The sequence below is a fragment of the Curtobacterium sp. 1310 genome (assembly GCF_017834105.1).
Taxonomy (GTDB): Bacteria; Actinomycetota; Actinomycetes; order Actinomycetales; family Microbacteriaceae; genus Curtobacterium.
Window position 1 is genome coordinate 635,928 of the sequence record NZ_JAFICY010000002.1, and the last position, 11,758, is coordinate 647,685.

Genomic DNA, 11,758 nt, shown 5'->3' on the forward strand with positions numbered 1-11,758 from the left:
TTCACATGCGATGTCTATGAATCCGCCGAGTCGAGGTGGACGGTCCCCCGCCGCTCGTCGAACCGCACGACGAACTCGGCCGTACCCGCCGATCGAGTGATGAACAGGGGGACGGTGTCGACGGTCTGTGGTTCCATGCGACCACCGTCGCGCGTGCACTGTTTCGCGGCCGTAACGCTGCCGAGGGCGACGCAACGACCGGGAGGCCCGGTGCCGGTCCGACGGACCGACACCGGGCCTCCCGGCCGCACCCTGCCGCGGGGCGGACGCGACCTACTCCTCGACGATCTCCGCGAGCTCGAACGGCTCGACCGTCAGCTCGTCGCCGCCCGCGGCGACGTCCACGCGGACGGTGTCCCCGTCGCGGACGTCCCCGGACAGGATCGCCCGCGCCAACCGGTCGTCGATCTGCCGCTGCATGAGGCGGCGGAGCGGCCTCGCCCCGTAGACGGGGTCGTAGCCGCGGTCGGCGAGCCAGCTGCGCGCCGCCGGCGTCACGGCCAGCTCGAGTCGGCGGTCCGACAGACGACGAGCCAGACGGTCGACGTACAGCGACACGATCTGGCCGAGGTCGTCGGTGGTGAGCGCCTGGAACACGACGATGTCGTCGAGACGGTTCACGAACTCGGGCCGGAACGCCTGCTGCACGAGCTCACGCACGGCCTCGTCCCGTTGCTCGTCCGTGAGCGTCAGGTCGGTCATGAACTGCGATCCGAGGTTCGACGTCAGGACCATGATCGTGTTCCGGAAGTCGACCGTGCGCCCCTGACCGTCGGTCAGGCGTCCGTCGTCGAGCACCTGGAGCAGGACGTCGAACACCTCGGGGTGCGCCTTCTCGACCTCGTCGAGCAGCACCACCGAGTACGGGCGGCGACGGACGGTCTCGGTGAGCTGCCCGCCGGCCTCGTACCCGACGTACCCGGGCGGGGCACCGATGAGCCGCGCGACCGAGTGCTTCTCGCCGTACTCGCTCATGTCGATGCGGACGAGGGCCTTCTCGTCGTCGAACAGGAACTCGGCGAGCGCCTTGGCGAGCTCGGTCTTGCCGACGCCGGTGGGGCCGAGGAACAGGAACGAGCCCGTCGGGCGGTCTGGGTCGGAGATGCCGGCGCGGGTGCGACGCACCGCCTCGGACACGGTGGACACCGCGGCGCGCTGCCCGATGATCCGACGACCGAGTTCGGTCTCCAGGTGCAGGAGCTTCTCGGTCTCACCCTGCAGCAGGCGCCCCATCGGGATGCCCGTCCACTGCGCGATCACGGCGGCGATGTCCTCGTCCGTGACGCTGTCGTTCACCATGCGGTCGGCGCTCTCGGCCTGCTCGGCCGCCGCGAGCTCGGCCTCGATCCGGGGCTTCTCGCCGTACTCGATGCGCGACACCGTCTCGTACTGCGCCTCCCGCTGCGCGCGCTGGCTGCGCATGTTCAGCTCGTCGAGCTGCTGCTTGAGCTCACCGATGCGGTTGAGGCTCGCCCGCTCGGCCTGCCACCGCTGCTCGAGCTCGTCGAGCCGCTCCTGGCGCCCGGCGAGCTCCGCGCGCAGGGTCGCCAGCCGCGCCTTCGACGCGTCGTCCTTCTCCTGCTTCAGCGCGAACTCCTCGACGCGCAGGCGGTCCACGCTGCGCTTGAGCTCGTCGATCTCGACCGGGCTCGAGTCGATCTCCATGCGCAGTCGGCTGGCGGCCTCGTCGATGAGGTCGATCGCCTTGTCGGGGAGCTGGCGACCGGAGATGTAGCGGTTCGACAGGCTCGCGGCGGCGACCAGGGCGGAGTCGTTGATGGTCACCTTGTGGTGCGCCTCGTACCGCTCCTTGAGTCCGCGGAGGATCGCCACGGTGTCCTCGACGCTCGGCTCCCCCACGAACACCTGCTGGAAGCGGCGCTCGAGCGCGGCGTCCTTCTCGATGTACTCGCGGTACTCGTCGAGCGTCGTCGCGCCGATCAGCCGCAGCTCACCGCGGGCGAGCATCGGCTTGAGCATGTTCGACGCCGCGACGGACCCTTCACCGCCGCCGGCCCCCATCAGCGTGTGCAGCTCGTCGATGAACGTGATGACCTGACCGTCCGAGTCGTCGATCTCCTTGAGGACGGCCTTGAGCCGCTCCTCGAACTCGCCGCGGTACTTCGCGCCGGCGATGAGGGCGGACATGTCGAGCGACACGAGCCGCTTGTCCTTCAGCGAGTCGGCGACGTCGCCGGCGACGATGCGCTGCGCGAGACCCTCGACCACGGCGGTCTTGCCGACCCCGGGCTCACCGATGAGCACGGGGTTGTTCTTGGTCCGCCGCGTCAGCACCTGGGAGACACGGCGGATCTCGGCGTCACGACCGATCACCGGGTCGAGCTTGCCGCTCCGCGCGATCGCGGTGAGGTCGACGCCGTACTGCTCGAGGGCGGTCTTCTGCCGTTCCTGCGAGTCGGGGGCGCCCTGGAGGTTCGCCATGCGGTCCGTCCTTTCCGTGCGGTGGTGGTGTACTTGAGTCTACTGCACTCAACTTACGAGCGCAGCGGTGCATTCCGGATCCCGACCGCGCTGACGACGGCTCCGGCGGCGAGCAGCAGCGCCATCACGACCATCGCGCGGTGCAACCCGTCGACGCTCACCCCGCCACCCAGGACGACGCCCGCCAGGGCCACCGTCACCAGCCCGGCGATGCGGGCGACCGCGTTGTTCACGGCGGACCCGGCACCGGCCTCCGCCTGCGGCACCGATCCGAGGACGGCACTCGTCAACGGCGTCACCATGGTCGCGATCCCCGCGCCGATCAGCACGAGCCCGGGCAGCACCGACCACCAGTAGCCCGCCGGGTCGTCGCCGGCGAGCAGCATCAGCAGCGCGCCGACCGCGGCCACGGCTGGCCCGGCAGCCATGAACCACCGTGGACCGTACCGGCCGGAGAACGAACCGACCGTGGTGGACAGCGCCAGGAGCATCAGCGTCGGCGGCAACGTCGCGAGTCCGGCGACCCACGCGGGGAAGTCCCACACCTCCTGCAGGAACAGGGTCACGACGAAGAACACCATCCCGAGCGCCCCGTAGATCGAGAGCGTCGCCAGGTTGCCGACCGTGAAGTTGCGCGCGCGGAACAGCTCCAGCGGCACCAGGGGCGAGCCGGCGGTCCGGGTCACGCGGAGCTCCCACGGCACGAAGGCCACGAGGGACGCCGCGCCGAGCACGAGCGCGGCGACGACGACCGGCGCGCCCCACCCGAGGCGCTCCTGCTCGATCAGGCCGAGGACGACACCGCCGACCCCGACCACGGCGAGCACCGCGCCGATCACGTCCACCCGCGGACGGTCGCCGGTGACCACGTCGCCGGAGATCCGCCGGACCAGGGGGATGGTCACCGCGATCGGCACGGCCGTCACCACGAAGATCCAGCGCCAGCCGATGCCGTCGACGATCAGCCCGCCGACGACCGGCCCGAGGATGGACGCGGCGCTCGACCAGGCCGTCCACGACCCGATCGCCTTCGCCTGCGCGGCGCCCCGGAACGCCGCGACGATGAGCGCCAGGGCGCTCGGGGTCACGAGCGCCCCACCGACACCCTGGAACGCCCGGGCGACGACCAGGACCTCGCCCGTCGGCGCGATCGCGCACACCACCGAGGCGACGCCGAAGACGACCAGGCCCCACCGGATGATCCGGACCCGGCCGAACAGGTCCGAGAGGGAGCCGGCGACCAGGATCAACGAGCCGAGCGTGACCAGGTAGGCGTCGACGGTCCACTGCTGCACGACGAGACCACCACCGAGCTCCCGGCGGATCGCGGGCAGGGCGACGTTGACGACGCTCGAGTCGAGCCCGACGACGAAGGACGCGAGGATCGCGACCACGAGGACCACCCGGCGGTCGTCACGGAGCGGGGCCGTTGCGGCCGGAGCGGTCATGCGCCCCATCCTCCTCGTCGGAGTGATCCGGCGACCGGTTGCGCCGACGAAACAGCGCGCTCGCGAGCATCGTCGACATGCAACATGTCAACGCCCCCACTCGTCCACGTCTCGCCGGCCTCGACGCCGCTCGCGGGCTCGCCGTCCTCGGCATGTTCGCCGCCCACGTCGGAGCGGCGGACACGCTCTTCGACTGGACGGATCCGTCGAGCTGGCCCGACCTCGTGAACGGTCGCTCCTCGGTCCTGTTCGCGCTCTGCGCCGGGGCCTCCCTGGTCCTGCTCACCACAGGTCCGGGGCCGGCCGGTCGGGTCCGCGACCGACGGCACGTCCTCGCCCGTGCCGCGACGCTCCTGGCGATCGGCGGGCTCCTGACCCTGGTGCCCGGAGGCGTGCTCGTCATCCTGCCGACCTACGCCGTGCTGTTCGTCGCCGCGCTGCCGTTCCTGCGGCTCCGGCTCCGCTGGGTCGTCCTCGCCGCCGTGCTCGCCCTCGTGGTCGGTCCCGTGCTCGCCCTCGTCGGACAGGCCGTCGTCGAGATGACCGGCGGCAGCAGCACCGCGGGGCTGCTCTTCACCGGGTACCCCGCCGTGTCGTGGTTCGGGGTCGTCCTCGCGGGCGTGCTCGTGGCTCGACTCGGGCTCGACCGCGCCGACGTCCTGCGCCGGGTGCTCCTGGTGGGTGTCGGGCTCGCCGCGACCGGGTACGGAGCCGGAGCCGCGATCGGCACCGCACTCGGCATCACGGGACCGGTCGGGACGATGATCCCCGTCGGCGGAGGCGGGGACAGCGGCAGCGGCAGCGGCTCCGCGCCGGTGGCGCCCGCCGTCCCGGAGGGCGGCCCCGGCATCGTCGCCCAGAACCCGACCTTCCCGCGGATCGACTGGGCACGCCTGCTCGACGTCACCCCGCACGCCGGGTCGACCTTCGAGCTCGTCGGAGCCCTCGGCATCGCCCTCGCGGTGCTGGCTGCGCTCGGGCTCCTCGGTCGGTACGCCCCGACGGTCCTGCTCCCGCTCAGCGCCGTCGGCCGTCTCGCGCTGACGCTCTACTGCGCGCACGTCCTGGCCGTCGGCGTCTGGTCGCGATCGGGCGAACCGGACCCGCTGCCGGCACTCGGCGGGTGGGGACCCTTCGTCGTCCTCCTCGTGGCCGCCGTCGTCGCCGCACTGCTCGTCCACCGCTCCGGTCGTCGGGGTCCCCTCGAGGCGCTCACCCGACGTGCCGCCCGAGCACTCGACGATCCACCGACCACGACGTCCTGACGTCGACCAGGACCAGGGCCGGAGCAGGACGTCGCCCGAACGCCGAAGCCCCCGCGACCAGAGTGGTCGCGGGGGCTGCCGACAGGACGGGGCTGGGTGTCCTAGTTCTTGGGCTCGGCGGTCGAGTGCACGTCGGGCTGCACCGAGGGGCCGGGGTTGACGACGGGCTGCGCGGTCGGCTGCGCCGTGTTCTGCACGGTCGGACCGGTCGTCGCCGTGTTCACGGTGCCGTCGTCAGTCTGCTTCTTGTCGTCGCCCATCTCCTTCTTGAAGATGTTGATCGACTGGCCCAGGCCCTTGGCGAGCGCCGGGAGCTTGGTCGCACCGAACAGCAGGATGATGATCCCGAGGATGATCAGCAGGTGGATCCCCGTCAGGTTTCCGAGCATCATGTCTCCTTGTTCTGGGTCTGGCGACGCCCGTCCGGTCATCGTCGACCGGGAGGGCGGAAGTCCGTCGTCCGATCATCGTAACCCGCACCCGACCGGAAGCCCAGGCGGGAGCGGGAACGGACACCGTTCGCACAGGCTGCACCGGACGACATGGCAGCACCCCCGGAGGCCGCTGCTCTCCGGGGGTGCGCCGTTCCGGCCGCGGGTCAAGGCGCGGCCGGGGTCGGTGGGGCGGCTAGTAGGCGCCGCGGGACCGCAGGACGGACGGGATCGTCCTGGCGAGGATCACGAGGTCGTGCACGAACGACCAGTTCTCGACGTAGTGCAGGTCGAGCCGCACGCCCTCGACCCAGTCGAGGTCGGATCGACCACTGACCTGCCACAGTCCGGTCATGCCGGGCGTGACGAGCAGGCGCCGGTCGGCGAAGTCCTCGTACACCGCGACCTCACTCGGCAGCGCGGGGCGGGGGCCGACGAGGCTCATCGACCCCGTGAGGACGTTCCACAGCTGCGGCAGCTCGTCGAGCGACGTCCGACGAAGGAACGCACCGACCCGCGTCACACGAGGGTCCCGCTGGAGCTTGAACAGGGGCCCGGAGCCCTCGTTGGCAGTGGCGAGTTCGGCGATCCGGGCCTCGGCGTCGACGCACATCGTGCGGAACTTCAGGATGGAGAACTCCTGCCCGCCTCGGCCGACCCGGCGCTGCAGGAAGAACACCGGGCCTCCGTCGTCGAGCCGGATGACGACGGCGATCGCCGCGAGCAGCGGCGCGAGCACGACCAGGCCGACGGCGGACCCGACCACGTCGAGCAGACGCTTTCCCCGACGGCACCCGTAGTCGGGCGTCTCGACGTGCATGAGCGGCAAGCCGTCCACGGGTCGCTCGTGGACACGACCCGACGCGATGTCGGCCAGCGGCGAGGAGACGACGAGTTCGACGCCACGCTCCTCGAGCTGCCAGCCGAGACGGCGCAGGCGCTCGTGGCCGCCGCGGATCGCACCGGCGACCACGACGGCGGCGACCCCGGTCGACGTCGCGACGTCGAGCACGTCGTCGATCCCGCCGACGACCTGCGAGGCGTCATCGCCGAGGGTGACCTGCGTGCCGAGGTCGGCGCAATCGGTGACCACGGCGGCGACCCGGTAGCCCGCGGCAGGGGTGGCGACGATGCGTCGTCCGACGTAGCGGACGTCGTCCAGGTCGCCGACGAGCAGGACGTCGAGCAGCTGCCGCCCCTGGACCCGGCGCCGGGCGATGACCGTGCGGACGGCCTTGCGCCCGAGCGCGAGCAGGACCAGGCCGAGCGGGAACGCGATCGCCACGTACCCCCGCGCGATGTCGAGACGGACCGCGTAGGCGATCACGGCGACTGCTGCGGCGGCGGCGAGGCTCGCGGTCACGAGCCGTCGGTACTCCTCACCACCGACGCCGGCGATGCGGGGGTCGCGCGTCCGGAAGCCGGAGAGCAGGGCAGTCCAGAGCACGATGATCGCGGGGGCCGTCACGACCTCGGTCCAGCCGGGGCTGGTCGCGAGGGAGGGCCCCTCCCACGGGAACCGGAGGGCGTGCGCGACGCCGAACGCGACGACGAGCAGCCCGAGGTCGAGCGCGCCGACGACGAGCGAGAACCGGTGCGATGCTCCTGCAGGGACACCTCGTCGAGGCGTGCTCGTCATCGGCCGACGCACTGCGAGCGACATCCAGCACCTCCGGACGATGGCCGGCAGGGGCGTTCCCTGCCGGGTCCGGTGACACCGGACCCGGCCAGTATATCAGTGCGGAGTGTGAGGTGTCGCGGGCAGCACAGCGTCCGTGAGCGACCAGAGCGCCGCGCCCTCCGTCAGGCGAGCAGCCTCGGCGTCGGACAGCCCGCGGACCCGGAAGCCCACGCGCTCCCCCGGCAGCAGCGTCATGAAGCCGCGGTCGACGGTGCCGGTCGGCGCGATGCGGTCCGGCTGCACGAGCAGGTCCCGCACGAGCGACTCGGCCTCGACGACCAGGTGGTGTCCGTCACCGTCGGCCGCGGGGGCGACCGTCGTGCGGTACCGCGCCGGCTCCCACTGCACGTCCTTGTCCGGCGACGCGGTCCAGACCGCACGACGCCAGTCCATGTCCGCCACGACGAGCTCACGCGTCGGGTCGTCCAGGACGCCGACCGACTCGGGCAGGTCGACGACGGCGACGCCGGCCTCCGACAGCCGGACGGGCAGCGTGACCTCGGCGAGGATCCTGCCGGACACGTGCATGCGCCGGACCCGCACCACGCTGTCGCGACCGCCGCGGGAGGACCGCACCGCGATCTCGACGGGCGAGTGTCCGAACGACCCGGGCGACACCCCGAGCGACAGCGTGTCGACGAGCCCTCCGGACTCGGAGGCGCCGTCGGCGGTACCGGTGCTCGCGGCGGTCCCGGCCGCCCCGTCGAGGGGAGCCGACGTGTCGACGTGGTCCGCGCCTCCAGGCCGGTCTCCGGACGACGTCGGAACCGCGTCGTCGTCAGCGGACGGACGCACGACGGGCCGGATCGTCAGCAGGACGTCGTCGTACAGCCGACGCAGCTCGTGGGCGAGCGGCTTGAGCCGCCCGGCGGAGTCGATCGCGGACCACGATGCCACCGGCCAGAGGTCGTTGAGCTGCCAGACGACGACCCCGGTGTTCCGCGGCCAGTGCGTCCGCCAGTGCTCGACGCCGGTCGCGACGGCCCGCGTCTGCTGCAGCTGCGTCAGGTAGTGCCAGCGGTCGAACTCGGCCGGATCGACGACGCCGAAGCGCGGCTCGATCCCCCGTGCCAGCTTGCCCATGCCGTCGTCGGCCTTCTGGTGGTGCACGACACCGGGCGAGTCCACGCGCAGCGGCTCGTCCGTGACCGCGTCGCGGAGGGTGCGCCAGGCGGGCGGTGCCTGCCACCCGAACTCGGACACGAACCGCGGGACGGAGTCGCGGTAGTGGTCGTCGGACAGCCGGTTCCAGACGTCCCACGAGTGGTGCGTCTCGTGGTCGACGTCGTTCGCGGGCAGGGTCTCGGAACCCGACCAGGGCGAGGCGACCGTGTAGAAGCGCGACGGGTCGACCGCGTCGACGATCGTCGGGAGGAGGTCGAGGTAGTAGTCGAGCCCCCAGCCGCGGTCACCGAGCTCCTCGGCCCAGCCGTCCGCGTCGTGCAACCAGATGTTCTCGTTGTTGCCGTTCCAGACCACGAGCGACGGGTGGCCGGCCAGGCGTGCGACGTTGTCCCGGGCCTCGGCGACCACCTCGCTGCGGATCGGCTCGATCTCGGGGTAGGCCGCGCAGGCGAACGCGAAGTCCTGCCAGACGAGCAGGCCGAGCTCGTCGCAGACGTCGTAGAAGTCGTCGGACTCGTAGACCCCGCCGCCCCACACGCGGACGAGGTTCACGCCGAGGTCCGCGGCGACGCCGAGCCGGTCCGCGATCCGCGCGCGGTCCACCCGCGACACGATGACGTCGTCCGGGATCCAGTTCACGCCGCGGACGTCGATGACGGTGCTGTTCACCACGACGGTGAAGGGCTTGCCGATCGCGTCGTCCGCGGTGTCGATCCGGGCCGAGCGGAAGCCCGTCTTCGCCGTCCGGCGGTCCAGGACCTCGCCGTCGACGGTCTGCAGCTCGACGGTCACGTCGTACCGGGGCTGCTCGCCGTAGCCGCGCGGCCACCAGCGCCGCACCTCGGGCACGCGCACCGTGACGACGGTCTCGTCGTCCTTCGGGGTCAGCTGCGCCCGGGAGCGCTGTCGGGTCGTCCCGCCGTCCACGGTCGGGCCGGCGACCGTGACGACGAGCACGAGGTCGTCGTCCTCACCGTCCTGGTCGAGGTCGTTCATCCCGGACCGCTCGACCCGCACGTGCGCGTCGAGGACGCCCTCGCCGGCCTCGACGTCGACCAGCGGCTTCACCTCGGCGAGCCGCGCCGTGGACCAGCGCTCGATCGCGACCGGACGCCACGGACCGCTCGTCACCGCGGTCAGGCCCCAGTCCCAGCCGAAGTTCGAGGCCTGCTTGCGGATGTACGGGAACGGCTCGTCGTACGGTCCCGGCATCGAGCCGGCGCGGGCGGCGACCCGGCCGGCCTCGCGGTACGGCGACTCGAAGAGCAGCTCGAGCTCGCGGTCGCCCGCGGCACCCGGGACGTCGTTGAGGTCGAACCGGTACCGCCGGTGCATGTTGCGGGTGGTGCCGACGACCACGCCGTCGAGGCTCAGCTCGGCGACCGTGTCGAGCCCCTCGCACACCAGGTCGACGCGCTCGTGCCCCCGAGGTGCGACGTCCACCGTCCGCCGGTAGGCCCAGTCGGCCCGGCCGACCCACTTCGCGCCGTCCTCGTTGCGGTCGACGGTCGGGTCCGCGACGAGCCCCTCGCGTTCGAGGTCCGTGTGCACCTGACCCGGCACCGTGGCGGGGATCGTGCGACCCGTGATCCCGGCCGGTGCCCCGGTCGGCACCTGGTCGCCGGCGATCGCCACGGTCCAGTCGTCGCGGAGTTCCTCGCGCTCGAGGGTCATGCGGGTCCTTTGCTGGGCGGACGGGGAGGGCGGACAGGACCCGGCGGCGGCTCGTGGCCGCCCCGGCACCGTGACACCGGCCGGCGGTCGTGCCCGTGGTCGCGTGAGCGGCCGGGAGGCACGGCACCGGTCGCCCAGGCGTCGTCGCGTCCGCGCGCGCGGACGAGTGCTCGTCGCGCGCGGGGGTGCTCGGCGATGCTAGTACGTCGACCTTGCCGGCGACCACGTCCGCGACGACGGACCGCGCGACGCGTCCTGACGGCGTCGGGCCCCGTCGGGTCGCGTCCGCCCTCCGGCCCTGCGTGGCAGGGTGGTGCGGTGATCACCGTCGAACTCGCCCGGTCGCTGCGCGACGCCGGACTCCGCTGGCACCCGGGGACGGGCGACCGGTTCGTGATCGACAAGCCCGGGGTCGACGACGACGTCTACACCGTCTCCGAGATGACGGTGGAGCGGCACGACCACCCCAGCGGCACCTCGCTCGGCTTCAACGGGACGACGGAGTGGGCGCTCGACTCGGTCGAGGCGTCCGAGTCGCTCTGGCTCCCGCGGGAGGACCAGCTGCGCGACCTGCTCGGACCGGCGTTCGTGTCGCTCGCCGCCGGGTTCGTCGTCACGGCGACGATCGACGGGTCCGCCCGGGAGTTCCGCAGCGACGACCCGGCTGTGGCGTACGGGGACGCACTGCTCGCGTACATCACGGCTGCACTCGCCTGAGCGGTCCGGTCCCGCGAGCAGCGCGCCCGACTGAGTGTTGCCGGAATGCCTCCTGGGGGCGCTTTGGTTGCATGGTGACATGACCGTTCCGAACATCACCCTGAACGACGGCAAGACCATCCCGCAGCTCGGCTTCGGCGTCTTCCAGATCGACCCTTCCGACACGAAGGAGGCGACCCTCACCGCGCTCGAGGTCGGCTACCGCCACATCGACACCGCCGAGATGTACGGCAACGAGAAGGAGGTCGGCGAGGCCATCGAGGCGTCCGGCATCCCGCGCGAGGAGATCTTCGTCACGTCGAAGCTCAACAACGGCTTCCACGACCCGGCCCTCGCTGCCGAGAACGGCAAGAAGTCGGCCGACCTGCTCGGCGGGTACACCGACCTCTTCCTCATCCACTGGCCGCTGCCGACGGTGTCGGACTTCGTGCCGACCTGGAAGGCGATGGAGGAGCTCTACCACGCCGGCACCGCCCGCTCGATCGGCGTGAGCAACTTCCAGGCGCACCACCTCAACCGCCTGGCCGCCGAGACGACGATCACCCCGGCCGTCAACCAGATCGAGGTGCACCCGTACCTCGTGCAGGACGAGCTCCGCGCCTACGACACCGAGCACGGCATCGCGACCGAGGCCTGGTCCCCGATCGCTCAGGGCCTCGTGCTCGACGACGAGACCATCACCCGTATCGCCGGCGCCACGGGCAAGACCCCGGCGCAGGTCGTCCTCCGCTGGCACATCCAGCGCGGCGACATCGTCTTCCCGAAGTCGGTCACGCGCTCGCGGGTCGAGGAGAACTTCGCGATCTTCGACTTCGAGCTCTCCGACGACGACATGACGGCGATCACGTCGCTCGACAAGGGCCACCGCACGGGCCCGGACCCCGACACGTTCGACTACGTCCCCGCCTGATCCGAGGTCACGTCGACGAAGCGCCCCGCCACCGGCGGGGCGCTTCGTCGTGCACGGGGTATCGC

At 71.9% G+C, this 11,758-nt stretch carries 9 protein-coding genes; 3 read left to right on the forward strand and 6 right to left on the reverse strand.

Features of this window, described 5'->3' with window-relative positions:
* Positions 1-14: 14 nt before the first annotated feature.
* From JOD95_RS16650 to JOD95_RS07055, 3 genes are all read right to left on the reverse strand, one after another.
* Positions 15-137, reverse strand: coding sequence for a hypothetical protein (locus tag JOD95_RS16650; protein ID WP_280914895.1), 123 nt, complete (start codon positions 135-137; stop codon positions 15-17).
* Positions 138-273: 136 nt separating this feature from the next.
* Entirely contained in the window at positions 274-2,442 is a 2,169-nt protein-coding gene (locus JOD95_RS07050) for an ATP-dependent Clp protease ATP-binding subunit (RefSeq protein ID WP_081984593.1), read from the reverse strand.
* Positions 2,443-2,495: 53 nt separating this feature from the next.
* Positions 2,496-3,890 (reverse strand): MFS transporter, encoded by a 1,395-nt coding sequence (locus JOD95_RS07055; protein ID WP_066651976.1) that lies wholly within the window; start codon positions 3,888-3,890, stop codon positions 2,496-2,498.
* A 77-nt stretch (positions 3,891-3,967) separates the two neighbouring features.
* On the opposite strand from JOD95_RS07055, the gene JOD95_RS07060 reads away from it, so the two are divergent.
* Positions 3,968-5,155 (forward strand): heparan-alpha-glucosaminide N-acetyltransferase domain-containing protein, encoded by a 1,188-nt coding sequence (locus tag JOD95_RS07060; RefSeq protein WP_209684133.1) that lies wholly within the window; start codon positions 3,968-3,970, stop codon positions 5,153-5,155.
* A gap of 101 nt (positions 5,156-5,256) precedes the next feature.
* On the opposite strand, the gene tatA is transcribed toward JOD95_RS07060, so the two are convergent.
* From tatA to JOD95_RS07075, 3 genes are all read right to left on the reverse strand, one after another.
* Positions 5,257-5,547 (reverse strand): twin-arginine translocase TatA/TatE family subunit, encoded by a 291-nt coding sequence (gene tatA / locus JOD95_RS07065; protein WP_374191721.1) that lies wholly within the window; start codon positions 5,545-5,547, stop codon positions 5,257-5,259.
* A gap of 235 nt (positions 5,548-5,782) precedes the next feature.
* A complete protein-coding gene (locus JOD95_RS07070) occupies positions 5,783-7,225 on the reverse strand; it encodes a sugar transferase (RefSeq protein WP_066651971.1) in 1,443 nt (480 codons plus the stop codon).
* A 96-nt stretch (positions 7,226-7,321) separates the two neighbouring features.
* Positions 7,322-10,066: a glycoside hydrolase family 2 protein gene (locus JOD95_RS07075; RefSeq protein ID WP_209684135.1), complete on the reverse strand. Its 2,745-nt coding sequence runs from the start codon at positions 10,064-10,066 to the stop codon at positions 7,322-7,324.
* A 318-nt stretch (positions 10,067-10,384) separates the two neighbouring features.
* On the opposite strand from JOD95_RS07075, the gene JOD95_RS07080 reads away from it, so the two are divergent.
* Entirely contained in the window at positions 10,385-10,783 is a 399-nt protein-coding gene (locus JOD95_RS07080) for a pilus assembly protein CpaE (RefSeq protein ID WP_209684137.1), read from the forward strand.
* Between the two features lie 79 nt (positions 10,784-10,862).
* Entirely contained in the window at positions 10,863-11,693 is an 831-nt protein-coding gene (locus tag JOD95_RS07085; protein WP_209684138.1) for an aldo/keto reductase, read from the forward strand.
* Positions 11,694-11,758: the final 65 nt, after the last annotated feature.

What these genes read in the sequence shown, in the direction of transcription:
- JOD95_RS16650 (WP_280914895.1), bottom strand. Translation starts at nt 137, where the DNA reads ATGGAACCACAGACCGTCGACACCGTCCCCCTGTTCATCACTCGATCG.
- JOD95_RS07050 (WP_081984593.1), bottom strand. Translation starts at nt 2,442, where the DNA reads ATGGCGAACCTCCAGGGCGCCCCCGACTCGCAGGAACGGCAGAAGACC.
- JOD95_RS07055 (WP_066651976.1), bottom strand. Translation starts at nt 3,890, where the DNA reads ATGACCGCTCCGGCCGCAACGGCCCCGCTCCGTGACGACCGCCGGGTG.
- JOD95_RS07060 (WP_209684133.1), top strand. Translation starts at nt 3,968, where the DNA reads ATGCAACATGTCAACGCCCCCACTCGTCCACGTCTCGCCGGCCTCGAC.
- tatA (WP_374191721.1), bottom strand. Translation starts at nt 5,547, where the DNA reads ATGATGCTCGGAAACCTGACGGGGATCCACCTGCTGATCATCCTCGGG.
- JOD95_RS07070 (WP_066651971.1), bottom strand. Translation starts at nt 7,225, where the DNA reads ATGACGAGCACGCCTCGACGAGGTGTCCCTGCAGGAGCATCGCACCGG.
- JOD95_RS07075 (WP_209684135.1), bottom strand. Translation starts at nt 10,066, where the DNA reads ATGACCCTCGAGCGCGAGGAACTCCGCGACGACTGGACCGTGGCGATC.
- JOD95_RS07085 (WP_209684138.1), top strand. Translation starts at nt 10,863, where the DNA reads ATGACCGTTCCGAACATCACCCTGAACGACGGCAAGACCATCCCGCAG.